Genomic DNA, 25351 nt, shown 5'->3' on the forward strand with positions numbered 1-25351 from the left:
AAAGCGTCGCGCCGGCGATTTCGACCGCCGATGCGGCGCCGGCGGACGGGTCGACGATCGCCGCCAGGCCGCCTCGGTACGGCCCGGAGCTGCCAAGATCGTCCGAACGGCGGGTGCGGGATCCGCCGCACAGCCGGGTCGACACGAACCGGCGGCGCGGTCTCCGTACGCTTGGGATAGCGCCCACACGGCTCTTGCGAAGCCCCCTGGGGCGTCTGCAAGTATGTGCCAATGCCCCAGCAGCAGTCCTCCCCTCTGGCGTTCTTCGATAACGCCAACACACAACCTGACTTCACTATCCAGCTCCGCGGATACGACCGGGCGCAGGTCGACGACTTCGTCGGCCGGCTGAACGGCGCGCTGAGCCAGTCCGAACAGGCCCGCGGCGAGGCCGAGCAGCGGATGAACGACGCGCAGCGCCGGCTGCGCCAGGCCGAGCAGCGGTTGGCCGCGGTCGAGCAGAAGCTCACCGAGACCAACAAGCAGCTTGAGGAGAACAGTCGACCCACCCTCGCCGGTCTGGGCACCCGGGTCGAGCAGATTCTGCGGCTCGCCGAGGAGCAGGCCAACGACCACCGCGGCGAGGCCAAGCGCGAGTCCGAGGGCATCCTCTCGGCCGCCCGCCTTGAGGCCCGCGAGATCACCGACAAGGCCCGCGCCGAGGCGACCGCCATGAAGGCCAACGCCGAGCGCGAGGCCGGCGGCCTGCGTACCGCGGCCGAGCGGGAGGCCGCGGAGGTCCGGGTGCAGGCCCGGCGCGAGGCCGACACGCTGCGCGCCGACGCCGAGCGCGAGACCAAGCAGTTGCGCACCGTCACGGCGCACGAGGTCGCCGAGCTGAAGTCGATGGTGGAGCGCGAGGTGTCGACGCTGCGCGCCACCGCGGAGCGCGAGATCACCCAGTTGCGGGCGAAGGCGGCCCGGGACGCCGAGGAGAAGCGGGCCGAGGCGACCAAGCTGCTCACCGACGCGCGGGACAAGCGCGACAAGGACCTCCAGGCCCTCGAACTCCAGCTGGCCGAGCGGCGGGAGCGGGCCGAGCGGGAGGAGTCCGAACGGCACGCGGCCCAGGTTACCCAGACCCAGCGGCTGGTGGCCGAGGCCGAGCAGCGGGCCACCGCGGCGCAGGAGCGGGCCAAGGAGATCGAGCAGCGCGCCGAGGCACGGCGGGTGGAGTCGGAACGGTCCTCCGCCGAGATGCTCGCGAAGGCCCGGGCCGAGTCGGAGCGGACCCTGGGCGACGCCCGCAGCGAGGCCAACCGGGTGCTCAACGAGGCCCGCACCGAGGCCGAGCTGACCACGCAGGCCGCCCGGCGCGAGGTCGAGGACCTCACCCGGCAGAAGGACGCGGTCACCTCGCAGCTCGGCCAGATGCTCTCCGGCCTGGCCGGGATCGTGCCGACGGTGGGCAAGGCCGCCGACGGGTCGGCCGACCAGCAGGCCGCCGAGGGCAAGGGTGACAAGCCCGCCGCCGAGGCCGCCAAGCAGGCCGCCGAGCAGAAGGTCGCCGCCGAGACGGCCGGCTGAGCCCGGGGGCGCCCGGCCGGAACGTTCGCCGTACGGCCGGCGCCGAGGACGACGCTGGGTCCCGGTCGGCGGTGGTCATACCACCGCCGACCGGGGTCAATTGGGACAAGAGGGTCGTTACGGGAAAGTCCGGGAACCACCCACACCGGTAGCGCCGCGAAAGCGCCTGATCCGGCCCAATTCCACGGTGACCTACGTCGCATCACGGACGTCCGTATCGCCGCGCGACGGGACGAGACGTGTGAGGATGGGAGGCATGTCGCACGGCGAGGAACTGTTCGCCCTTGGCGGGGAAGTCACCACGGAGCCAAGCTTCGAGCCCGCCTTCCGGGGCTATGACAAACGGCAGGTGGACCGCTACGTCGCCCGGGCGGAGCACGAGATCGCCACGCTCGCGACCGAGCGCGAACAGGCGTACACACAGGTCAACGCCATGGCCGGTCAGATCGAACAGCTACAGCGGGATCTGGTCAACGTGCGGCGCCAGGTGGGCATGGTGGACCGGGCGTCCTTCCGGCACCTCGGCCCGCGGGTCGAACAGATGCTCGCCATCGCCGAGGAGCAGGCCGAGGCGATCATCGGAGCGGCGCAGGAAGAGATCGACAGCCGTCGGGCCGACGCCGAGCGGGTGCTGACCGAGGCCCGCGAGCACGCGTCGAACGCGTTGCGCGACTTCGAGATCGCGCTGGCCGCGCGGCGTGCCGACGAGGACAAGGCCACCGCGGACCGGCTCAAGGAGGCCGACGACGCCGTCCAGGCCGCCGCCGACGAGGCCGCCCGGCTGCGTACCGCCGGCGAGGAGGCCCTCGCGCGGGCCGAGCAGGAGTCCCGCGAGCTGACCGAGCGGACCACCGAGGCCAACCAGCGCAAGCGGGCCGAGACCGAGAACTACGTCCAGCAGAAGCGGACCGAGGTCGACGAGTACGTCAAGCGGCTGCGGGCCGAGACCGCGCAGTGGGTCTCCGAGCAGCGGGACGAGACCGACCGGTACGTCCAGGAGCAGCGCACCGAGATCGACGAGTACGTGACCCAGACCCGCGAGCAGGTCCAGCGGGAACTGCGGGTCTTCCGGGAGCGGGTCGAGCGCGAGGTGGTGCAGCGCAAGACCGCCACCGAGCAGGAGATGGCGCAGCGGTGGGCCGCCACCGAGCAGGACATCGCCAACCGGTTGGCCATCGCCGACCGGGAGGTGATGGCGAAGCGGGCCGCCGTCGAGGGCGAGTTCGCGCAGTGGCGGGCCGGTCTGGAGCAGCAGTACGCGGAGCAGCGGACCGAGGCCGAGCAGGCCGCCGGCAAGATCCGCAAGAAGGCCGACGCGTACGCCGAACAGGTCCGCCGGGAGGCCGACGAGCACTCCACCGACACCCGGCGGAGCCTGGAGGAGGAGATCACCCGGCTGCGCACCGAGGCCGAGCGGCACGCCGGCGACGTCCGGGAGCAGGCCGACGGGTACGCCGCGCGGGTGTGCCGGGAGGCCGACGAGCACGTCGCGCAGTCGAAGCGGCAGTTCGAGGAGTACGCCGCGACCGCGCAACAGCACCTGGCCACCACCCAGCAGCATCTCGCGGCCACCCAGCAGGAGGCGGTGACCGGCCGGCAGCAGCTCGCCGAGGTGATGCTGGAGATCGCCCAGGCGCAGCAGCAACTGGCCGACCTGCGGCAGGAGACCTGGGCGTCCCGCCAGCAGTCCGACACCATCCAACGGCAGCTTGCCGAGGTCCAGCGCCAGTTGGCGACCGAACGCGAAAGGCTCGGCGGCACCCAACGCTCGGCCGAGACGGCCGAGCGGCACATCGCCCAGGCGGGTGCCGGGGTGCAGCGGGCGACCGCCGGGGCCGGCGACCCGGGCACGGACGAACCGGCGGGCGTGGGCGAGACGCTCGGCGCGACCGCGGGCGGGCCGGCGCCGGTGACCGCCCGGGACACCGACCCGGCGGAGCCCGCCCCCGTGCCGGCAGGCTCGACGGCGAACGGCAGGGCCCCCGGCGCGATCAGCGATGACGACCCGGACGGCACCGCGGCGGTCCCGGCGAACGCCGACGAGACCGTCGCGCTGACCCCGGTCGCCGACGAGACCGTCGCGCTGGCCTCCGTCTCGGACGAGACGGTCGCGCTGGCCTCCGTCCCGGACGAGACGGTCGCACTGGCCTCCGTCCCGGACGAGACCGTCGCGCTGGCCTCCGTCCCGGACGAGGAGGAGACCGTGGCGCTGAGCGTGACCGCCGACAACGCCGGCACGCCCGAGCCCGGCGACGGCGAGCCGGTACCGGCGAAGGTCACCGGCCGTACGGAGCCGATCGGCGACGTGGCCCGGCCCGGTCCGGACGACCGGTCCCACAAGCACAAGCGGATGGTCGACTCGCGTCGCCGGCACCGCTGACCCGCGCGACACACCTTCGGCGTACTCGGGGCAACGGGGATACCCGGACCCCGGGTGCGCCGACGTTGTGTCGGTCTTCCCGGTAGCTGATCTTCCATTCCGGGGTGACTACCGGGCGCCCGTCCGGCTACCCTGCCGACAGTCGGCACAGCGGGGAGGCGCGGGTGGAACGGGCGTACCCGGCTGGCGAGGGCCACGGAGTCACGGCGGACCCCGAGCACGAGGGCCACGGCGCCGCGGCGGACCCGGGCGGCGAGGACCGGCCGGCCGCCGAGGATCCGGTCGACCACGCGGGTCCCGGCGGCGGGGACGGGTCCACCCGGGACGCCCGGCCCGGACACACCGGAGGCGGTGTCCACCCGGATGACCCGGGCCGGTTCGGGCGACCGGGCCGGCCGCTGCGGCGCAGCCCCTTCCTGGTCGGATTCACCTTCGGCCTGGGTGTGCTGCTGGCGTACGCCGGTTTTCTCGCCCTGCGCAACGCCGCCTCGCTGCTCGTGCTGGTCTTCATCGCGCTGTTCCTGGCGATCGGCCTGCACCCGGCGGTGGCCCGGCTCCGGTCCTGGGGTCTGCCCCGCGGCGCCGCCGTGGCGCTCGTCGCGCTCACCGTGGTGCTGCTGCTCTGCGGCGGCGTCGTGGCCCTGGTCCCGCCGCTGGTCTCGCAGTCCGCGCAGTTCCTGGACCACCTGCCGCACTATCTGGACGAGTTGCGCCGCAACGAGACCATCAACGACCTGGCGGAGCGGTACCACCTGGCGGAGCGGCTCTCCTCGGCCGCGAACGCGGAGACCGCGGGCCGGGCGTTGGGCGGCGTGCTGGGCGGTGCCCGGTTGATCTTCGGCACGCTGTTCGGCCTGCTCACCGTGCTGGTGCTGACGATCTATTTTCTGGCCGCCTTCGACCAGATCCGGCACCTCGGCTACGCGCTGGTGCCGGCCTCCCGGCGGGAGCGGGTGCAGCTGATCGGGGACGAGATCCTGGACAAGGTCGGCGCGTACATGGTCGGGGCGCTCTCGATCGCCGTGCTGGCCGGCGGCAGCGCCTTCGTCTTCGCCATGGTGGTGGGGCTGGCGTACCCGTTCGCGTTGGCCGTGGTGGTGGCCGTTTGTGATCTCATCCCGCAGATCGGCGCGACCATCGGTGCGGTGATCGTGAGCCTGGTGGGGTTCGCCTCGTCCTGGCGGGTCGGCCTGGCCTGCGTGGTCTTCTTCGTGGTCTACCAGCAGATCGAGAACTACCTGATCTATCCGATGGTGATGCGCCGGTCCGTGAAGGTGAACGACGTGTCGGCGATCGTCGCCGCACTGCTCGGGGTTGCGCTACTCGGAGTGGTCGGCGCGCTCGTTGCGATCCCGGCGGTGGCGGCCCTCCAGCTCATCGTGCGGGAGGTCGTCCTCCCCCGCCAGCAGGCACGATAGCCGCGCCCGGGACCAACCTGTCCACAATCCGTCTCATCGGACTCTGCAACCAGCCAGTCACTGAGGGTAACGTTGACCCATGACGACGGTGCCCTCGGGCACCGCGCAACCCGCGGTTCCGCACCGGCCGGACCCGGGGGTATGGGAGCGAGCAGACCGGCTTCCACTTTGTCTGGCAGGGGGACGCCATGTCCACCATCCAATCCGGGTCGCCGGGTGGGGTCGGCCGACCGGCGACGCGACGCGAACTGTTCCGGCCGGCCTGGCTCGGCGGCCTGACCGCGCTGGCCGTCGCCCTCATCGTCAGCGGCGCCTACCTGGCCACCGACGGACCCGAACGGCCGCCCAACTCCGACCAGGCGGTCATCGGCACCCCGTCACCGGCGACGGCTCCGCCACCCACCGCGGCCCGCAGCACGCCGCCGGCGCGCAGCCCCGACACCAGCACCCCGCCCACCCCGATCGACTACTGGCCCGGTCCCGACTCCACCGGTGTTCCACCGGGTACCACGCTGCACAACCAGAGCGGAACGCTCAACCTGCGCAAGGCCGGACAGGTCATCACCGGCCTCAACCTGACCGGCTGCGTCAACGTGTACGCCAGCGACGTGCAGATCCTCAGGTCCCGGATCACCTGCAACAGCACCACCTTCGCGGTCCGGGTGATGAACGGCGCGTCCGGGCTGATGCTGCAGGACGTCGAGATCAACGGCCGGGGCGGTACGGCGGTGGCGGTCTGTTGCAGCGACTTCACCCTCGATCGGGCGAACATCTACAACACCATCGACGGCGCCCGGCTGGGCAACAACACCCGGGTGCTCAACTCGTACCTGCACGACCTGGCCCGGCTGCCCGGCACGCACAACGACTCGCTGCAGACCACCGGCGGCAGCCGGATCCTGGTCCAGCACAACCGGATCGAGACGTACAACCCGCAGTTGCAGGACCCGTTCAACTCGTGCCTGATGGTCGGCTCGGAGACGGCACCGGCCCTGACCGACCTGCTGTTCACCGACAACTACTGCAACGGCGGCAACTACTCGATCGGGATCCGCAGCGATCTGGTCGCCAGCGACGTCCGGTTCATCAAGAACAAGTACGGCCGGGACTACCGGTACGGCGTCATCGCCCGACCCTCGCAGCCCGGCATCTGTTTCGAGCGGTCCACCAACGTGTGGTTCGACAACGGCCAACCCGTGCTGCCGTGACCGGCGCGCCCGTCACGCCTCGATCAGGACCTTCTCGCACCGGTACGCCTCGGCGTAGCGCGACCGGCACTCCACCCCGCGCAACCGGGCCAGGCCGCGGAAGACCTCCTCGTCCCACCAGTCCCGGGCCCGCTGCGACGGGTAGTGGGTGGTCAGCAGCTCCACCTTCCGTGCGAGCCGCTCGGCGGACAACGGCAGGTACGCGTTGCGCCGTCCCAGGTCGCCGTCCCACTTCGGGATCTCGTAGTGCAGCGCCGGTGCGCGCCGGAACGCGGTGGCCACCAGCCGGGCCAGCGTCCGGTGGTCCTGGTGCGCGTCGTCGGCGCCGGGGGCCAGCACCAGATCGGCGTCGAGCAGCCGGGCCGCCTCCTCGACGATCCGCTTGGCCGCCGCCCACCTGGCCGGCACCCGGCCGTCGGGCAGGGCGTGCAGCGCGAAGCTGAGCCGGGCCGCCGGCAGGAACGCCGCGGCGGCGGCCCGGGCCTCGGCGTGCCGCTCGGCGCTGCCGGTGAGCAGCACGTAGTGCACCCGCAGGTCGGCGCGGGCGCCGAGGGCGAGCAGCAGGCCGCCGGCGCCGATCTCGATGTCGTCGGGATGGGCGCCCAGCAGCGTCACCGCGCGGACCTCGGCCAGCCGGAGGCGGGGCATTCAGCGCGCCAGCACCGTGTCGGCCGGCCGGATCCGGTGCGGGTCCCAGAGCATCCACGGGCAGCGGTCCGAACGGTAGAGGTCCTCCAGTTCGGCCCGGTCCTTGAAGGTGTCGGCGGCCCGCCAGAACCCGGTGTACCGCTGCGCCATCAGCCGGCCGGACGGCAGCAGCCGGTCGAAGGCGTCCGGCACCAGGTCCTCGCCCTCGCGCAGCGCGGCGAAGATGCCCGGCCGCAGCACGAAGTAGCCGCCGTTCTCCCACTGCATCAGCTCGCGGATCGGGCGGATCCGGCGTACCCGGTCGCCGGGGGCGGCGATGTCCAGGACGTGATGGGTGGACTGCACCGGCACCGCCAGCACGCTCGCGGTGGCGGTGCTGCCGGCGAACCGTTCGATCATGTCCGGCAGCGGCGCGTCGGTGAGCGTGTCCGCGTAGTTGGCCAGGAACATCTCCTCGCGTTCGACGTACCGGCGTACCCGCAGCAGCCGCTCGCCGATGCTGGCGTTCCGGCCGGTGTCGATGAACGTGATGTTCCAGTCGGTGATGTCGGTCGAGAACAGCCGCAGGTCGCGACCGCCGCGGGCGAGCGTGAAGTCGTTGGTCCGGGTCTCGTCGTAGCGCAGGAAGTACTCCTTCACCGCCGCCGCGCCGTAGCCGAGGCAGAGCACGAAGTCCATGTGGCCGAAGTGGGCGTAGTAGCGCATCACGTGCCACAGCAGCGGCCGGTCACCGATCATCGCCATCGGCTTGGGCGCCGAGGCCGCGTCCTCGCGCATCCGCATGCCGAAGCCCCCGCAGAACAGCACCACCTTCACTCACACCACCGCCAACCGCGGGATCGGGAACACCAGCCGACCGCCCCAGTCCCGCACGTACGCCAGTTGCCGGGACAGTTCGCTGCGCAGGTTCCAGGGCAGCACCAGCACGTAGTCGGGCCGGTCGGCGGCGATCCGCTCGGGCGGGTGGATCGGGATGTGCGTTCCGGGCAGGAACCGGCCCTGCTTGTACGGGCTGCGGTCCACCGTGTACGGGAGCAGGTCGGCCCGGATGCCGCAGTGGTTGAGCAGGGTGTTCCCCTTGCCCGGCGCGCCGTACCCGACCACCCGCTCCCCCCGGCCCCGCGCGCCGTGCAGGAATTCCACCAGGTCGCGTTTGACCGCGAAGACGCTCTCGGCAAACCCCCGGTACCCGTCGAGGGTGTGCAGGCCGGCCCGGGCCTCCTGGTCCAGCACCGCCTTGACCGCGGCGGACGGCTCCCCCGCCGCCGCGGCCGGTCGGGCGTGCACCCGCAGCGAGCCGCCGTGCGTGGTCAGTTCCTCCACGTCCACCACCGCGAGGCCACCGGCGGCCAGCGCCCGCTGCGCGGTCAGCAGCGAGAGGTACTGGTAGTGCTCGTGGTAGATGGTGTCGTACTGCCGGCGCTCGATCAGCCGCAGCAGGTGCGGGAACTCCAGGGTGACCAGCCCGGTCCGTTTGACCAGCGCGGCGAGGCCCTCGGTGAACCCCACCAGGTCCGGCACGTGCGCGTACACGTTGTTCGCCACCACCAGGTCGGCCCGGCCGTACGTGGCGGCCAGGTCGACCCCGGTCTCCGGGCCGAGGAACCGGACCTTGGTCCGGATCCCGTGCCGCCGGGCGACCGCCGCGACGTTGGCCGCCGGCTCGACGCCGAGCACCGGGATCCCCCGCTCGGCGAAGTGCCGCAGCAGGTAGCCGTCGTTGCTGGCGACCTCCGTGACCAGGCTGTAGGGCCCGAGTTCCAGGGCCGACACCATGGTCTGCGCGTACCGGCCGGCGTGCGCGACCCAGGAGTCGGAGTACGACGAGAAGTACGGGTAGTCGCGGAAGATCTCCTCACCACCGACGTACGCGGGCAGTTGTACCAGCAGGCACTCGGGACAGATCCGCACGTGCAGCGGATAGAACGTCTCCGCGGTGTCCAGCCGCTCCACGCTCAGATAGCTCTCGCAGAGCGGGGACATGCCCAGGTCGACGAAGGATTCGGTCAACTCGGCCGCACAGAGCCGGCAGGTGGCCATGATCATGCCTCACCCCCATAACACCCGAACCTTCCGGTCCGCCCGACCAGTCACGCTAATCAGGACATATGCCGGTACGACTGTTCAGTCCAAAACCTGACTGTCACCTCTGGTAGTCGTACGATCACTCCTAGACTCGGCTCGGCTACCCCGCCGACGACGGGAGGATGCACCGTGCGCGTGCTGGTGACCGGCCACCACGGATACCTCGGCAGCGTGCTGACGCCGCTGCTGACCGCCGCCGGACACGAGGTGTCCGGACTCGACAGCGACCTGTACGCCGACCAGCTGCTCGGCCCGGCGCCGCCCGAGGTGCCCGGGCGGCGGATGGACCTGCGGGACGTCGGCCCCGCACAGTGCGCCGGGTTCGACGCGGTGGTGCACCTCGCGGCGCTCTGCAACGATCCGCTGGGCGACCTGGATCCCCGGCTGACCGTCGAGATCAACCACGCCGCGACCGTCCGGCTGGCCCGCGCCGCGCGGGCCGCCGGCGTGCCCCGGTTCGTCTTCGCCTCCTCGTGCAGCCTGTACGGCACCGGCCGGGCCGGCCAACCCGGCCAACCCGGCCCAGCCGGCACCGCGGCCACCGGGTTCGCTCCGCTCACGGAGCAGGCCGGGTTCGCTCCGCTCACGGAGCAGGCCGGGTTCGCTCCGCTCACGGAGGACGCCGGGTTCGCTCCGCTCACGGTGTACGGCGAGACGAAGGTGGCGGCCGAGCGCGACCTGGTGGCGCTGGCCGACGACGACTTTTCACCGGTCTTCGCCCGCAACGCCACGGCGTACGGGTTCTCCCCCGGCTGCGCGCGGACCTGGTGGTGAACGACCTCGTCGCGCACGCGCTGCTCACCGGGCAGGTGCGGCTGCGGTCCGACGGCCGCGCCTGGCGCCCGCTGGTGCACGCCGAGGACATCGGGTACGCGCTGATCGCGCTCGTCGAGGCGCCCCGGGAGGTGGTCCACGCCCGCGCCTACAACGTGGGGGCGACCGGCGAGAACCATCTGATCCGGGACGTCGCCGCGATGGTGGCCGAGGTGGTCGACGGGGCGCGGGTGACGTTCGCCGCCGGGGCCGGAACGGACGCCCGCGACTACCGGGTCGACTGCGCGCGGATCGCCGCGGAGGTCCCGGCGTTCCGGCCCCGCTGGACGCTGCGCAAGGGCATCGAGCAGCTGGTCGAGGCGTACCAGCGGCATGGGCTCGGCCGCGCGGACCTGGCCGCCCGGTACCAGCGGCTGGCCCGCATCCGCGAGCTGCGCGCGGCCGGACGGCTCCGCCCCGACCTGCGGTGGGTCGGGTGACCGGGCGGGACGGCGCGGCGGCCGGCGTCGTACCGCGGACCGGGGACCCCCGGCCCGACCCGCACCTCGACCCGGACCGGGACCCGACCCGGGACCCGCACCGCGATCCGGACCGGGACCTGGACCGGGACCTGGACCGGGACCCGGCCGGCGGGAGCCGGACCTGTGTGGCCTGCGGCGGCGGTCCGCTGGCCCCGGTGGCCGACCTGGGCGAGGTGCCCGTGGAGTGCGGCGTGCACTGGCCGGACCGGGCCGCCGCGCTCGCCTCCCCGCTGGGCCGGATGCGGCTGGCCGTCTGCCCGGACTGCGCGTACGTGCGCAACCTCGCGTTCGACGCGGCGGCGCTGAACTACGACACCGGCATGGACACCAACCTGCACCACTCCGCGGCCTTCCGGGACTTCTCCACCGGGCTGGTCCGGTACCTGGCCGGGCGCTACCGGCTCGCCGGCGGCACCGTGCTGGACGTGGGTTGCGGGCAGGGCGAGTTCCTCCGCGAGCTGTGCCGGACCGCCGGCTGTCACGGTGTCGGCTACGACGCCATGTACGCCGGGATCGAGGGGCCGGACCCCTCCGGCGCGGTGCTGCACCGCGGCCACGCGCCGCCGGACGGCGACCTGCCCCGGTACGACCTGGTCACCTCCCGGCACTGGCTGGAGCACCTGGACGACCCGTACACGTTCCTGCTCCGGCTCCGCGAGCACGCCGGGGCCCGGCCGGTGTACGGCTACCTGGAGGTGCCGGACGCCGAGTACGACCTGGCCACCGCCGGCTGGGAGGTGATCTACCCGCACGTGTCGTACTTCGCCGGCTATCCGCTGTGCCGGCTGGTGCAGCGGGCCGGCTGGCGGGTGGTGGCCACCGGCCCGCTGTTCGACGGCATGTTCCGGTACGTGGAGATCTCGGCGAACGCCCCGGCGCCGACGGCGGCGTCCCGGCTGCCGGCCCGGGACGACCGGGACCGGCAGCTCACCGCGGTCGGCGGCTTCGCCGAGCGGCACGCGGCCGAGCGGCGGCGCTGGCGGGCCACCCTGGCCCGGCTGGTCGCCGGCGGCGACCGGCCGGCGCTCTGGGGCGCCGGATCGCGCGGAGTGCAGTTCCTGAACCTGATCGACCCGGAGCGCCGGCTCGCGGCCGTGGTGGACGTGAACCCGCGCAAGTGGGGCCGCTACCTGCCGGTGACCGGTCACCGGGTGGACCCGCCGGGCACGCTCGCGGGGCTCTCGCCCCGCACGGTGGTCATCACGAATCCGGCGTACCGGGCGGAGGTCTCCGACGCCCTGCACGAACTCGGCGTCGCCGCCGAACTGCTGGTCGCCTGAGCCCATTCCGGGAGGAGACGCATGGCCGCGCCCCCGCGGGTGACCCTCGGCATGCCGCTGTTCAACGCCGAGCGGTACCTGGCCGAGAGCCTCGACGCGCTGCTCGCCCAGGACTATCCCGACTTCGAGCTGGTGATCAGCGACAACGCCTCCAGCGACGGGACCTGGGACATCTGCCGCCGGTACGCCTCGCGCGACCCGCGGATCCGGCTGCACCGCAACGAGCGCAACCTGGGCGGGCCGGTGAACTACGCGCGGGTGGTGCAGCTCGCCCGGGGTGAGCTGTTCAAGTGGGCCGCCTACGACGACATCTGCCGGCCCCGGCTGCTGAGCGCCTGCGTCGCGGCGCTGGACGCGGCCGGCCCGGAGACCGTGCTGGCCTACCCGCGCACCGTGCTCATCGACGACCACGGCCGGTCCATCGGGCCGTACGACGACCGGCTGGACCTGCCGGGCCGCCGGCCGTGGCGCCGGGTGGCCCGGGTGGCCGACCGGATCAACCTGTGCCACGCCCACTTCGGGGTGTTCCGGCTGGCGGCGCTGCGCCGGACCGGGCTGATCCGGCCGTTCCTGGGCTCGGACTACACGCTCGTCGCCGAGGTGGCCCGGCTGGGCGGCATCCACGAGGTGCCGGAGCGGCTGTTCCTGCGCCGGCTGCACCAGGGGTCGACCCGGCAGGCCGGCGGCACCGGCACCGCCGCGGTGGCCTGGTACGCCCCGGACCGCCGGGACGAGCGGATCCGCTCGCCGCACCGCCGGATGGTGGTCGAGACGCTGCGCACGCTGGCCGGCGGGGACGCCCCGGCGCTCACCCGGCTCAGCTGCGCGGCGGCCTTCCTGGCCGCCTGGGAGGTGCGCCGGGTCCGGGTCCGGATCGGCGCCTGGCGCCGCGGGCAGCGCCGCCGGCCGCCGTCCACGGCGATGCCCCGGGGTGCGGCGTGACGGCCGCCGAGCGGACCACCGGCCCGAGCCCGACCGGGCACACCGAGCGGGTCCGCTCGGCCATCGGCTGGTCGTACCTGCTCACGGCCGGACGGTTCGGCTCCTCGGTGCTGGTGACGTTCCTGCTGGCCAAGCTGCTGGGTCCGGCGGAGTTCGGCATCGTGGCGATGGGGACGGTGCTCATCATGATCGTCCAGACCGTGCTCCAGCAGGGTCTGACCTCGGCGATCGTGCAGCGCGAGGGGCTCACCCCGGACCAGGTGGACACGGCGTTCGTGGTGCTCGCCGTCGGCGGCGTCGCGCTCACCCTGCTCACCATCGCGATCGCGCCGGTCTGGGCGCTGGTCAACCGGGAACCGCAGCTGACCGCGGTCACCATCGCGCTCGCCCCCACGGTGCTGTTGCAGGGCCTGTCCGTCGTACCCGAGACGCTGCTGCGCCGGGAGTTGCAGTTCCGCGCGGTGGCCATCCGGACGCTGCTGGCGGCGACGCTGAGCGGGCTGCTCGGGCTGGGTCTCGCGCTGGCCGGCGCCGGGGTGTGGGCGCTGGTCGGCCAGCAGGTCGCCAGCGCCCTGATCAGCCTCGTCGTGCTCTGGCTGGTCTGCCCCTGGCGGCCGGGCCGCCGGCCCCGGCTCGCCGCGCTGCGCGAGCTGTGGGCCTTCTCGGCGCACGCGGCCAACGCGGGACTCGGGGCGATGCTCAGCTCCCGGATGGACCTGATCGTGACCGGTCTGGTCTTCGGTCCGGTCGCCACCGGCATCTACCGGCTGGCCGCGCGGCTGCCGGACGTGATCGTCGACATCACGGTGCGGTCCCTGCAACAGGTCGCCCTGCCGGCGCTGTCCCGGCTGCAACACGACCGGGTGTCCTTCGCCCGGTACCTGGCCCGGCTCCAGCATCTCGGCGCCGTGGCCGGGCTGCCGGTGCTCGGCGTCCTGGCCGCGGTCGCCGGGCCGCTGGTGCGGTTCCTGGGTCCGCAGTGGGCCGGCACCGAGCTGCCGCTGCGGCTGCTCTGCCTGTTCGGCGCCGTCAACGTGTACGGCGTACTGCTCGGGCCGGCGCTGCAGGCGATCGGCCAGCCCGGTCGGCTGGCCGTCATCACCTGGACCCGCGGGCTGACCGGCGCGGTGGTCCTCGTGTCGCTCGGCAGCCTGCTGCACGGCTCCCGGCCCCCCGTCCAGGCCGCCGGGGTGGCCGCGGCCGGGGTGCTGCTCCAGCTCGCCGTGAACGCGGTCGCGCTGCACGTGACGGTGCGCCGCGCCGCCGGGGCGTCGCTGCGCCGGTTCGTGCTGCCGACGCTGCCCGCGCTGGCCGCCGCCGCGCTGGCCGCCGCCGCGCCGCTGCTGGCCGGCTGGCTGGGGATCGCCCGGCTGACCCCGACGCTCGGGCTGCTGGTCCTGGGCGGGGGCGCGACGCTGGCCGCCGGCGTCGTGCTGCTGGCCGCCGACCGGCCGCTGCGCCACGCGCTGTCGAACCGGCTGCGCCGCCGCGCGGCCGGTACCGACCTGGCTTACCGTTGAGGCATGTCCCGGGAAGCCTGGCTCCTCCTGCTGACCCTCGGTGCCCTCCTCCTGCTGGCCGGCATCGTCGTTGCCGCCGTGCTGGCCGTCCGGGTGTGGCGGACCCGCCAGCTCCTCACAGAGCTGGGCGCCGCCGGCAAATTCGCCTTCTACGGCGCGCTGATCTACACGATCTTCCCGATCGACCTGCTGCCCGACCCGATCTACCTGGACGACGTCGGCGTGCTGACCGGCGCGCTCATCTACCTCACCAAGCTGGTGCGGCAACACCGCGCCGCGCAGGCCGCCATGCCGGCCCCCGGCACCGGAAACTGGCCCGATCCCCGGCGCTTCGCGGTGCCGCGGGTACCCCGGCCGGGCACCCTTTCCCAGCCCGGTGGCCCGGTGCCCGGATCGCCGCCGCCCGGTCAGCTTCCGCCCGGCCCCGGTCGCTGAGGGCCGCGGGCGAAACTGTCGGTGTCCGGTGTGAGAATGCCCCTCCACACCGGACATCGGGGCGCGGAGGAATGGATGAGTGTCGAGACCTGCTGGCGGCGGATTCCGGAGGGAGCGATAGGCGGGCTGGACCCGCGCCAGCTCCGCGGGTTGGCGCCCGGTGGGTCCGGCGGGGAGTCTCCGGTGCTCACCCGATCCGGCCGGCTGCTGGTCGTCGAGGACGGCGCCGCGCTGATCGGTGAGCTGCTCCAACTCGGCGCGGCGCAGGGGCCGTCCTCGGGCGTCGCCAAGTGGCTCGCGGCCGGCCCGCCGGACTGGGACGACCGGCATCTGGTCGGCGTCTTCCGGCCGGAGTTCGTCCGGCAGGCCGCCGAGTTCCTGGCCGCCGCGCCGATCGACGAGTGGTCCGACCGGTTCCGGCCCGACCTCGCCGCCTTCGCGGGGTCGCTGGACCCGGCCCGGTGCTACGACGACGAGCGGCACACCGCGCTGCGGCGCCACGCCGCGGCGCTGGCCGAGCTGTTCGGGCGGGCCGCCGAAGACGGCGAGGCGGTGATCGAGAAGCTGTCGGCGTAGGCCGTGCCGAGCCGGCAGGCGTAGGCCGTGCCGAGCCGGCAGCGCCCGGGATGCTCGTCCAGGACGGCCGGGCGCTGCCGGGATCCGCTCAGGCCGGCCGGAACACCACCGCCTGACCGTCGGCCAGCACCGCCTGGTTGTACGAGTGCTGCACCGCGGCGGTGCCGGCGGCGTTCTCCAGGCCGACCGTGGCGCTGTTGCCGCGCTCCCGGGCATCCTTCGTGGACAGGCCGGCGTAGTTGAACGCGATCTCGCCGTTCTCCGCGAACACCACCTGCACCGACAGCCGGGCCGAGGACGAGCCGTAGTAGGCGATGTTGTGCCACTCCACCACGAAGCTGCGGTTCGGCGTGGCCCCCAGCACGGCGGTCCGGACGCTGCCGTCGGAGAAGATCCGCAGGTCGTCCCAGAAGGGGCAGACGGCCGCGTTCGGTACGGCGGTGTCCGGGATCGGCCCGTTGATCGGCGACGAGCCGCCGGGGTCGGTGAACGTGACGATGCCGTTGCTGGAGACCCAGGCCGAGTCGTACGTCCGGCCGTACAGCGCGATCGGGAACGGCAACGCCGTGCGGGTCACCACGTCGTCCCCGGTGAGCGGCAGCACCGTGCCGCCGTCGGTGGGCACGAAGGCCCGCGCCTCGGTGGTCCGGGTGTACCCGCCGCCCGGTGGCGCGGACGTCCCCGGCGGCGCCGAGGGCGAGGGGGTCCGCGGCGTCGCCGAGGGCGAGGGGGTCCGCGGCGTCGCCGACGGCGACGGTGAGGGCGAGGGCGACGGCGAGGCGGACACCGCGACGAGCGCCAGGTTGACCCGTACGGTGCCGCCGGCCGACACCCGGACCGCGGCGGTCGCGGCGCGGTCGCCGGGCGCCGAGGCCGTCAGCGTGTACGCCCCGGCCGGCACCCCGGCCAGCGCGTACGAGCCGTCCGTCGCGGTCATCGTCGACCGGCCACCGGGGCTGAGGTTCACCGCCGCACCCGCCACCGCCCGACCGGTGGCGGCGTCCGTGACCGTCCCGGCGACCGTGCCCGTGCCGGCCGGCGGCGCGCCGGGTGGGCTGAACACGATCGCCCGGTTGTCGGCCAGGACCGGCTGGTTCAGCGAGTACTGCAGGGCCACCGTGCCGGCGGCGTTCTCGATGCCGACGGTCGCGCTGTCGCCCTGCTCGCGGGTGTCCCGGCGGTAGAGGCCGGCGTAGTTGAAGGTGATCTGGCCGGTCTCGGAGATGGCCGCCTCGACCGACAGCCGGGCCGAGGCGGACCCGTAGTAGCCGATGTTGCGCCACTCGACCAGGTACCGCCGGTCCGGCGCGGTGCCCAGCACGGCGGTCCGGACGCTGGAGTCCGGCCACACCCGCAGGTCGTCCCAGAACGGGTACAGCGCGGCGTTGGGCGCGGCGGCCGACGGGATCGGCCCGTTGATCGGCGCGGACCCGGCCGGGTCGGTGAAGGAGATCACGCCGTTCGTGGAGATCCACGCCGACCGGTAGGACCGGCCGTACAGCGGCACCGGGAACGGCAGCGTCACGGTGGTCACGGCATCGTCCCCGGTGAGCGGCAGCACCGTGCCCTCGGCCGCCTCGAAGGGCCGGTCGGCCACCACCGAGCAGGTGTACCCGTACCCGTCCGAGCAGCCGTCCGTGCTGGTGAAGGCGGCCGTCCAGGTGGTCGCCGCGGTGGGCGCGGTGATCACGTGCGTCTGGGCGCCGCCGTCGGACCAGCGCCGGAAGGAGTACGTGGCACCGAGCCCGACCTGCGGACTGGCGGTGCTTATCGTGTTCGTGGAGCCGACGATCACCGGCACGGTGGCCGGCCCGGTGCGGTCGGCGCCGTTCACGTTGACCCGCAGCCCGGCCGGTTCGGTGGCGACGGTCAGGTTCACCGTTCGCGGGTCCAGCCGTACCGTGGTGCTGCCGGTCAGCCCGGCCCGGTTGGTCGCGGTGAGCGTGAGTTCCAGGTGCGACGGATACTCGTGGTCCGGCGCCAGGAAGCTCCCGTCGGCCACTCCGGTCGAGCTGAGCACCACGTGCGTGTGGCAGCTGCCGGCGAGGTCGCAGTGCCGGTTGATCAGCTGCCAGGAGAGCGCGCTCGCCGGCAGCGTGCCCTCGTGCGGGTCGGTGGCGTGGCCGGCGAAGCTCACCCGCTGGCCGACCACCCAGCGCACCGCGGCGGTCGGGCGCTCGATCACCGGCACCGGCCCACCCATCGAGACCAGGATCCGGGTGGTCGCGGTGGCCGCGCGGCCTCCGCTGTCGGTCACCTGGAGCCGGGCGGTGTAGCTGCCCGCGGTCGGGTAGGTGTGCGTGGCGGTCGGGCCGGTGGCGTCCACCGTGCCGTTGTCGTCGAAGTCCCACCGGTAGCTGAGCAGGTCGCCGGCGTCGGGATCGGAGGAGCCGGAGCCGTCGAACGCGACGGTCAGCGGGGCGCTGCCGGCGGTCGGGGTGGCGGTGATCGCGGCGACCGGCGGCGTGTTTCCGGCGGTGTAGTGGAACCGGCGGATGGTCCCGCCGGACAGGTCCACGTAGTACAGGTCGCTCTCGGGGCCGATCTCCAGGTCCACCGGCGAGGCGGCGTTCGGCGCGAACGAGACGATGTCGGCCGGGTTGGGCAACCCGTTGCTGCCCGCGCGCATCGCCCAGATGCACCCGCGGGAGTAGTCGGCGAAGAACAGCGCGTTCGCGTACCCGAGCGGATATCCGCCCTCGCTGCCCGGGTAGAAGGCCATCCCGCTCGGCGCGGAGCCCCCGGTGCGGCAGCTCTCCCCCGGCACGACCTGCTGGCTGTGCTGGTAGGTGTAGTACGGCGCGGTCACCGCCGGTGCGCCGGCGCCGTACAGCGACTCGCACAGGTTGAGGTTGGCGGCGTCGTACCCGCTCTGCCGGCTGTTGCCCTCGTAGCAGGGCCAGCCGTAGTTGCGGACCGGCCCGGTCAGCGGGTCGGGGATCCGGTCGATCTCCTCCCAGGTACGCCAGCCCACGTCACCGGCCCAGACCTCGCGGGTGCCCGGCCGGAAGGTCCAGCGGAACGGGTTGCGCAACCCGTACGCGACGATCCGGCGGGCGTTCGGGTCGGCGTTGCCGGCCAGCGGGTTGTCCCGCGGCGCCGCGCCGGTGGCCGGGTCCACCCGGATCAGCGTGCCGGAGAGCCCGGTCGGGTCGCCGGGGGTGCGCAGGTCCTGCGCCCGCAGCGCGCCGCCCTCGGCGGTGGGCGGCGTCATGGCCCCGCCCGCGGCGGCCGGCGGGTCGCCGCAGGGATTGCTCGGATTTCCGGCCTGGCCGTAGTCGGTGAAGGTGCCCGAGGCGCCCTCCCCGCCGCTGATCCAGAGCGCGCCGTCCGGCCCGAAGTGCAGGTCGCCGATGGAGTGGCTCTCGATCTGCTGGCACCAGTCGTGCAGCAGCACCTGCTCGGTGCCGGTCATCACGTTCCCGTCGGCGCGCAGCCGGGACACCCGGCTGCTGGTGATGCAGTTGCCGATGCTCGGGCAGGCGTCGTGGTACGTCGGCGCCGTGCCGCCGATCCGGCCGTCGTAGGTGTAGCTGACGTAGACGTACGGGTCGGCCGGGAAGCCCGGCGGCAGCGCCAGGCCCATCAGCCCCATGTCCTCGTAGTTGTAGACCTCGTCGCGCAGGTCGGCGAAGACCGTGGGGGTGGTGTCGGTCAGGCTGTCGAAGACCTTGATGACGCCGTCCTTCTGCGCCACGAAGACCCGGCCGTCCGGGGCGAAGACCAGCTTGGTGGGCAGGGTGAGCCCGCTGAACACGACCTGTTCGGTGAAGCCGGGCGGCGCGGCGGCGGTGGCCGGCGCGGGATGCTCCGGCACCACCGCCAGCAGCATCGCGGCCAGCAGCGTCGCGGCCAGCAGGGCGCAGCCGAGCGCCCGGGACATTCTGCGTCGTGAGGCGGTCATGATCGGTCCTCCGTCCGCCGCCCGCCGGTGCCGCCGGCGGAGCCTGCGGTCCAGCATCCGCGCAGGTCAGCGCCGCGAGCTGTCGTAACGCCGACCTGTCCGGCCGGCCGTCGGGACACTTCCGGGACGCCGATCGACGCCGGCCGCGGACCGAACCGTCCGGTCCGCGGTACGCCCGGAACGTCCGGTACGCCCGGCCGACCGACCCGGCGCGGTACGCGCGTACGGCACCGGGCGGCATTGCACCGGAAAATGCGAGCGACAATTAGGTGCAGGGATTTTTCAGGTGCCTCGTGGAATTTGCCACCACCGTCGGTGGGGGGCGATTCGTAAATCACTCTCAGGAATCTTTTTCAGATTCCCCCGATGATCGCCCGCCCGCACCCACACACGCCGCCCTAATTCACAAACCTGCTGCTCAAGACCACTCTTGCCGTGTAAGGAAACCGACATTAACAATGGGCTACGGTCCTTGCCCGACCACCCGCCGATGCCGCAGTGTCTTTCCTCGGGCGTCGCCGAAATGACAATTTCCAGACCGGGGCACGCGCGTCCGCACAGCGGGACGAAAAGTGAGGTGTTAATGGCTGAGCGACGGGCGCACGTCGTCATCGTGGTTGTCAACCTGCCCGCCGAACGGGACCGCCGGGTGATCCGCGAGTGTCAGGCGCTGGAGGCCGCCGGCTACCGGGCCACCGTCGTGTGCCCGCGCGGCCCCGGCCGGCCGACCCGGCTCCCCGGCACCGCCGCCACCCGGATCCGCTCGTTCCCGCAACCGTTCGCCGGCTCCGGGGTGCTGTCCTTCGCCGCGGAGTTCGCCTGGGCGCTGGTCGCCGTCACCGCCCGGCTGGTCGCGCTGCTGCTCACCGACCGGGTGGACGCCGTGCAGGCGTGCAACCCGCCGGACGTGTTCTGGGTGCTGGCGCTGCTCATGCGGGCCCTGCGCCGGCCGTTCGTCTTCGACCACCACGACCTGAGCCCCGAGCTGTACCAGTGCAAGACCGCCCAGCCCCGGCCGGGCGTACTGCGCATCCTGCTCGCGTTCGAACGGCTCTCCTGGCGCTGCGCCACGGCCGTGGTGGCGACCAACGAGTCCTACCGCGAGCTGGCGATCAAGCGGGGCGGCTGCGACCCCGACCGGGTGGTGGTGGTCCGCAACGGCCCCTCACTGGCCGAGGTCAGCCGCGAGCGGGCGCCGGCGGCCGAACCGGCGGCGGACCGCCGGCATCTCATCGTCTACCTCGGCGTGATCAACCCGCAGGACCACGTCTGTGCCGCGGTGCTCGCCGCCGAACGGCTGGCCCGGCTGCGCGGCGTGGCCGACTGGCGGATGGTGATCGCCGGCGACGGGGAGAGCCTGCCCGACCTGCACCGGCTGGCCACCGACCGCGGCCTCGACCAGGTCGTCCGGTTCACCGGCTGGCTGGACGCCGACGCCGTGGACGGGTTGCTCCGGGTCGCCTCCATCGGCATCCAGCCGGACCCGCCGACCCGGATGGCCGAGCTGTCCACCATGGCCAAGACGGTCGAGTACCTGGCCCGGGGCCTTCCGGTGGTCGCGGTCGACCTACTCGAAACCCGGCGTACCGCGGCGGGGGCGGCCGTGTACGTGCCCACCGGAACCCCGCACGAGCTGGCCGTGGCGCTGGACCGGCTGCTCGACGACGAGCCGCGGCGTACGGCCATGCGGGACGTGGCCCGGCGGCGCTTCCGGCACCACCTCGCCTGGGACCACCAGGCGGTGACCTATCTGGAGCTGTGGCGCCGGCTGCTCGGCACGCCGGACCGGCCGGCCGCGCAGCCGACCGGCCAGCCGACCGGCCACGTGGCGGGCCAGGCAACACGCCAGCCAACCGGCCAGGTGGCCGGCGAGGCGACCAGCCAGGTGGCCGGCGAGCCGGCCGGCGGCACCGCCGGAATCGGCCGGCTGCCGGCCCCGGTCGCGCCGCCACCGGTCCCGCGGATCGGGCACTCCGACGACCACGCGGCGAGCACCGCACCCCCACGCCGGCCATGACCGCCGTCGACCCTGCCGTTCCGCCACTTCGAAGGGGCACCCGATGGACCTGCTCGACCTGCTGAGACTCATGCTGCGCAGGTGGTACGTGACGGTGCCCGTGCTGCTGCTCACCCTGGCCGGCGCCGTGGTCGTCGGGCAGCGGATCGACCCGGAGTACAAGACCAGCGCCGCCATCGTGCTCATCCCGCCCACCACACCGGCGCCGGAGCCGGAACGCGGCACCGCCCCGCGGCCCGGCAACCCCTGGTTGGCCATCGGCGGCGACCAGATGGCGCAGGCCGTGCAGATATCGGTCTCGGCGCGGCCGGCCCAGGAGCGGGTGGTCAGGGCCGGCGGGCAGGCCGGCTACAAGGTCAGCGTGGTGGCCCGGACCTCGATCCTCAGCGTCGACGTCACCGCCTCCAGCCGGTCCCGGGCGCTGGCCACGGTCACCACCGTGACCCGGCTGATCGGCGAGGAGGTCGCGGCCCGGCAGGCGGAGTACCGGCCCCGGGCCGGCGAGCAGATCACCACGAAGGTCCTGGACGCCGGCCTCGACATCGGCCAGTCCCGGTCCAACGTGCTGCGCGCGCAGCTCGTGCTGCTGGTGCTCGGACTGCTGGCCGCCGCGGCCGGCGCCGCGGTGCTCGACGCCGTGCTCCGGCACCGGTCGGCCCGGCGGACACGGCGCCCGAGGGCCCAGGACGACGCCGTGCCGGCCACCCGGGCCAGGGTCGAGCCGGCGGCGCTGGACGCGGCCCCACCGGAGCCTGCGCCCGGCGCCCGGACTCCGGTGCCGGTGCCGGCGCCCGCCCGGGCTCCCGGCGGGCCGGACCGCCGGGCTCCGGTGCCGGCGGACTGGGACGTGGCGCCGGCACCGGACGACACGGTCGTGCTCACCACGGTCCGCCGGGTGGGCCGGGACGACCGGTGAGCACGGTCGACTCGCCACCCACCCGCGCACCCGTCCGGCCGGCCACCGTCTACGACGGCCTGACCTCGACGGTACGGCGTGGACCGGACGCCTCCGGCGCGCTGATCGTGGTGCTGATGCTCTGCTACCTGCTGCCGGCCCGGCTGATCTTCCCGCCGCTGGCCGCGATCGGCCGGCCGGGCGTGGTGGCGGCGATCCTGCTGTTCGTCTGCTGGGCGCTGACCCGGTTGCACCCGTTGCTGGCCAGCCACGGCCGGCAGCCGATGCGCTGGGCACTGGCCGGCTACCTGGCCACGGTCGGCGCCTCGTACGTCGCGGCGCAGTTGCGCGGCATGCCGGCGCTGGAGTCCAACGGGGCCGACCGGAGCATCCTGCTGGCGCTCGCCGGGGCGGGCGTGCTGCTGTGCGCCGCCGACGGTGTGCTCACCCGGGCCGGCATCGACCGGGTGCTGCGCTGGCTCTGCTGGGGCTGCGGGTGCATGGCCGTCGTCGCGCTGGGCCAGTTCGCCCTGCACCGGGACATCACCACGGTGATCCGGCTGCCGCCGCTGCTGGTGTTCCAGCGTGACCTGGTCGGCTTCGTCGACCGGGGCGGTGCCGGGCTGTTCCGGGTCGCCGGCACCGCCGGGCACTACATCGAGTTCAGCGTGCTGATGGTGATCGGGCTGGTGATCGCGACACACCTGGCCAGGTTCGCGCCGCTGCGCCGGGACCGGCAGATCTTCACCGCCCTGGCCGCCCTGCAGGCCGTGGTCATCCCCATCTCGCTGTCCCGCACCGGCGTGCTCGCGCTGGCAGCCGCCGTCCTGCTGCTCGCGCTGACCTGGCCGCTGCGCACCACCGTGACCGTGCTGCTGGCCGGCGGGATGCTGGCCACGCTGCTCCAGGTGGTCCGGCCCGGCCTGCTGGCCACGCTGCGCGCCCTGCTCTTCGCCGGCGGGCGGGACCCGAGCGTGCAGGGCCGGCTGGAGGACTACGCGTACGTGGCGCCGTTCATCCGCCAGCGGCCGTGGTTCGGCCGCGGCACCGGCACCTGGCTGCCGGAGCTGTACCAACTGCTGGACAACCAGTGGCTGCAGGCGCTGCTGACCACCGGCGTCGTCGGGGTGGCCGGGCTGGTCGGGCTCTTCGCCACCGGCGCCGTGCTGGCCGGCCGGGTCCGCCGGCTGGCCACCTCGGCGCGGGACCGGGATCTGGCCGCGGTGCTCGCGGTGGTCATCGGCGTCGCGGCGGCCAGCGCGCTCACCTTCGACGCGTTCTATTTCACCACCTACTTCCTCACCGTGCACCTCCTGCTGGGGCTCACCGGAGCGCTCTGGCGGGTCACCCGCGCCGAGCGGATGAACCGGGCGGCGGCGGGGTGAACGCGGGACCCGCACGTCCCGCCCGGTCAGGCAATCGGGAACGAGAGGCGAGATCCATGGGTGGCATCGACATTCTGCTGATCACCTACAACCGGCCGGAGTACGTCCGGCTGTCCCTGCCCAGGCTGCTGGAGACCGCCACCGCGGACACCCGGATCTGGGTGTGGCACAACGGCACCGACCGGGAGACCCTGGCGGCCGTGCAGGAGCACCGCAACCATCCGCGGCTGCACCGCTTCCACCACGATGCGAGCAACCCCGGGCTGCGCGAACCCACGAACTGGCTGTTCCGGGAGGCCGGCGGGGACTACCTGAGCAAGGTGGACGACGACTGCCTGGAGGAACCGGGCTGGCTGGAGACGCTGCGCAAGGCGCACGAGGACGTGCCGCAGTTCGGCGTGATCGGCGCCTGGCGGTTCCCGGACTGCGACCTGGACCCCGAACTGTCGGCCCCGAAGATGGCCGACTACCCGCACGGGCACACGTTGCTGCGCAACCACTGGGTGCAGGGCAGCGGTTTCCTGGTGAAGCGGGCCGTCGTCCGGCAGCTCGGTCCGCTGCGGCCCGGTGAGTCGTTCACCCGGTGGTGCCTGCGCGCGGCGCGGGCCGGCTGGATCAACGGCTGGTACCACCCGTTCATCCCGGAAGATCACATGGACGACCCGCGCAGCGCACACACGATCTACCGCACCGACGCGGACCTGCGGGCGCGCTGGCCGCTGACCGCCCGGGAGGTCGGGGCCGCCACCATCGCCGAGTGGACCGCGGAGATGGTGCACTCGGCCCGGACCGTCCAGGGCGCCTCGCTCGACCTGGACGACTACTTCGGCTGGCGGCTGAAGCGGTACAACCTCGGTCGCCGGCTGCGCCGGGCGCTCACCGGCCGGGCACCGTGGTGAGCACCCCGGTGAACACCCCGGCGAACACCCCGGCGAGCAGCGTGGTGATCGCCGCCCACGACGAGGCGGGTCGGATCGGCGGCACCCTGCGCGCGCTGCTGGCCGACGCCCGGCCGGCCGAGTTCGAGGTGGTCGTGGTGGCCAACGGCTGCACCGACGAGACCGCGTCGGTGGCCCGGTCGGTGCCCGGGGTCACCGTGCTCGAACTGGAGACGGCCAGCAAGCCGGCGGCGCTGAACGCGGGCGACGCCGTGGCCACCCGGTTTCCCCGGCTGTACCTGGACGCGGACGTGCTGCTCAGCACGTCCGACGCCCGCGCGGTGCTGGCCCAGGTCGGCACGCCCGGCGACGGCCGCCCGGCGGCACTGGCCGCGGCGCCCCGCCGGGTCCTGGACACGACCGGCCGGCCCCTGCTGGTACGGGCGTACTACGCGATCAACGGGCGGCTGCCCGCGTTCCGGGGCGCCCTGTTCGGCCGGGGCGCGATCGCCGTGTCGGCCCAGGGCCGGCGGCGCTTCGACGTCTTCCCGCAGGTCGTCGCCGACGACCTGTACCTGGACTCGCTGTTCCTGCCCGGGGAGAAGCGGGAGGTGCTGGCCAGCAGGGCGGTGGTGGCCACCCCCCGGCGCACCCGGGACCTGCTGCGCCGGCTCGGCCGGGTCCGGGCCGGCAACGCCATGCTGCGGACCACCGGCCAGAACGTCGCGCCGAGCCGCCGGGGTTCGTGGTTGGCCACCGTGGTGCTGCGGCGGCCGTGGCTGCTGCCCGCCGGCGCCTGCTACGCCGCGCTCAGCGTGCTGGCCGAGCTTTCCGCGCGCCGGCCCGCGACCCGCAACGGCTGGGGCCGGGACGAGTCGAGCCGCTGGGCCGGGCCGTAGCGGGCCGACGCCGCGGCCACCGGATCGCCGGGGCGGACCGGAGCCGCGGGCCGGACGGG

Annotated in this window: 20 protein-coding genes; 16 read left to right on the top strand and 4 right to left on the bottom strand. The window is 73.7% G+C overall.

Annotated elements, in window-relative coordinates:
• Positions 1-231: 231 nt before the first annotated feature.
• The 4 genes from CIK06_RS23045 to CIK06_RS23060 all read left to right on the top strand — a co-directional run bounded on the left by CIK06_RS23045 (position 232) and on the right by CIK06_RS23060 (position 6533).
• The gene (locus CIK06_RS23045; protein WP_095566562.1) at positions 232-1527 is read left to right on the top strand and encodes a DivIVA domain-containing protein; all 1296 of its coding nucleotides are present in this window, start codon (positions 232-234) and stop codon (positions 1525-1527) included.
• A gap of 256 nt (positions 1528-1783) precedes the next feature.
• Positions 1784-3907 (top strand): hypothetical protein, encoded by a 2124-nt coding sequence (locus CIK06_RS23050; RefSeq protein WP_095566563.1) that lies wholly within the window; start codon positions 1784-1786, stop codon positions 3905-3907.
• Between the two features lie 164 nt (positions 3908-4071).
• Positions 4072-5325: an AI-2E family transporter gene (locus tag CIK06_RS23055; RefSeq protein WP_095566564.1), complete on the top strand. Its 1254-nt coding sequence runs from the start codon at positions 4072-4074 to the stop codon at positions 5323-5325.
• A gap of 188 nt (positions 5326-5513) precedes the next feature.
• Entirely contained in the window at positions 5514-6533 is a 1020-nt protein-coding gene (locus CIK06_RS23060; protein WP_095566565.1) for a hypothetical protein, read from the top strand.
• A 12-nt stretch (positions 6534-6545) separates the two neighbouring features.
• On the opposite strand, the gene CIK06_RS23065 is transcribed toward CIK06_RS23060, so the two are convergent.
• From CIK06_RS23065 to CIK06_RS23075, 3 genes are read right to left on the bottom strand one after another with little or no spacing between them, the layout of a single operon-like run.
• The gene (locus CIK06_RS23065) at positions 6546-7181 is read right to left on the bottom strand and encodes a PIG-L deacetylase family protein (protein ID WP_095566566.1); all 636 of its coding nucleotides are present in this window, start codon (positions 7179-7181) and stop codon (positions 6546-6548) included.
• Positions 7182-7997, bottom strand: a complete 816-nt coding sequence (locus tag CIK06_RS23070) for a glucose-1-phosphate cytidylyltransferase (RefSeq protein ID WP_095566567.1) — start codon at positions 7995-7997, stop codon at positions 7182-7184. It lies immediately after the preceding gene.
• The gene (locus CIK06_RS23075) at positions 7998-9227 is read right to left on the bottom strand and encodes a class I SAM-dependent methyltransferase (protein ID WP_232533813.1); all 1230 of its coding nucleotides are present in this window, start codon (positions 9225-9227) and stop codon (positions 7998-8000) included.
• Between the two features lie 168 nt (positions 9228-9395).
• Between CIK06_RS23075 and CIK06_RS32040 the strand changes: the two genes are divergently transcribed.
• The 7 genes from CIK06_RS32040 (at position 9396) to CIK06_RS23105 (ending at position 15314) form a co-directional block, all read left to right on the top strand.
• A complete protein-coding gene (locus tag CIK06_RS32040; protein WP_255408527.1) occupies positions 9396-10040 on the top strand; it encodes an NAD(P)-dependent oxidoreductase in 645 nt (214 codons plus the stop codon).
• Positions 10037-10519 carry an NAD(P)-dependent oxidoreductase gene (locus tag CIK06_RS32045; RefSeq protein WP_255408528.1) on the top strand — a complete coding sequence of 161 codons (483 nt, stop codon included), beginning with the start codon at positions 10037-10039 and terminating at the stop codon, positions 10517-10519. The genes CIK06_RS32040 and CIK06_RS32045 overlap by 4 nt, the downstream gene beginning before the upstream one ends.
• Positions 10516-11841, top strand: a complete 1326-nt coding sequence (locus tag CIK06_RS23085; RefSeq protein ID WP_198347975.1) for a class I SAM-dependent methyltransferase — start codon at positions 10516-10518, stop codon at positions 11839-11841. The genes CIK06_RS32045 and CIK06_RS23085 overlap by 4 nt, the downstream gene beginning before the upstream one ends.
• 21 nt (positions 11842-11862) lie before the next feature.
• The gene (locus CIK06_RS23090) at positions 11863-12783 is read left to right on the top strand and encodes a glycosyltransferase family A protein (RefSeq protein WP_095566569.1); all 921 of its coding nucleotides are present in this window, start codon (positions 11863-11865) and stop codon (positions 12781-12783) included.
• Positions 12780-14303, top strand: coding sequence for a lipopolysaccharide biosynthesis protein (locus tag CIK06_RS23095; protein WP_157756897.1), 1524 nt, complete (start codon positions 12780-12782; stop codon positions 14301-14303). The genes CIK06_RS23090 and CIK06_RS23095 overlap by 4 nt, the downstream gene beginning before the upstream one ends.
• Positions 14304-14306: 3 nt before the next feature.
• Positions 14307-14738, top strand: a complete 432-nt coding sequence (locus tag CIK06_RS23100) for a YkvA family protein (RefSeq protein WP_157756898.1) — start codon at positions 14307-14309, stop codon at positions 14736-14738.
• A 75-nt stretch (positions 14739-14813) separates the two neighbouring features.
• Entirely contained in the window at positions 14814-15314 is a 501-nt protein-coding gene (locus CIK06_RS23105; RefSeq protein WP_157756899.1) for a hypothetical protein, read from the top strand.
• An 88-nt stretch (positions 15315-15402) separates the two neighbouring features.
• Here CIK06_RS23105 and CIK06_RS23110 read toward each other — a convergent pair whose 3' ends face one another.
• Positions 15403-19218: a PQQ-dependent sugar dehydrogenase gene (locus CIK06_RS23110; RefSeq protein ID WP_157756900.1), complete on the bottom strand. Its 3816-nt coding sequence runs from the start codon at positions 19216-19218 to the stop codon at positions 15403-15405.
• A 583-nt stretch (positions 19219-19801) separates the two neighbouring features.
• Here CIK06_RS23110 and CIK06_RS23115 point away from each other — a divergent pair.
• From CIK06_RS23115 to CIK06_RS23135, 5 genes are read left to right on the top strand one after another with little or no spacing between them, the layout of a single operon-like run.
• Complete coding sequence (locus tag CIK06_RS23115) at positions 19802-21235, top strand: glycosyltransferase (RefSeq protein ID WP_095566573.1); 1434 nt, start codon at positions 19802-19804, stop codon at positions 21233-21235.
• 43 nt (positions 21236-21278) lie between these two features.
• On the top strand, positions 21279-22151 hold the full coding sequence (locus tag CIK06_RS23120) for a hypothetical protein (RefSeq protein ID WP_095566574.1): 873 nt from the start codon (positions 21279-21281) through the stop codon (positions 22149-22151).
• Positions 22148-23515, top strand: a complete 1368-nt coding sequence (locus CIK06_RS23125) for an O-antigen ligase family protein (protein WP_095566575.1) — start codon at positions 22148-22150, stop codon at positions 23513-23515. Before CIK06_RS23120 ends, CIK06_RS23125 begins: the two co-directional genes overlap by 4 nt.
• 56 nt (positions 23516-23571) lie before the next feature.
• Positions 23572-24414, top strand: coding sequence for a glycosyltransferase (locus tag CIK06_RS23130; RefSeq protein WP_095566576.1), 843 nt, complete (start codon positions 23572-23574; stop codon positions 24412-24414).
• On the top strand, positions 24411-25292 hold the full coding sequence (locus CIK06_RS23135; protein ID WP_232533814.1) for a glycosyltransferase: 882 nt from the start codon (positions 24411-24413) through the stop codon (positions 25290-25292). The genes CIK06_RS23130 and CIK06_RS23135 overlap by 4 nt, the downstream gene beginning before the upstream one ends.
• Positions 25293-25351 lie beyond the last annotated feature (59 nt).

Origin of the sequence: Plantactinospora sp. KBS50 (assembly GCF_002285795.1) — a bacterium.
GTDB lineage: Bacteria > Actinomycetota > Actinomycetes > Mycobacteriales > Micromonosporaceae > KBS50.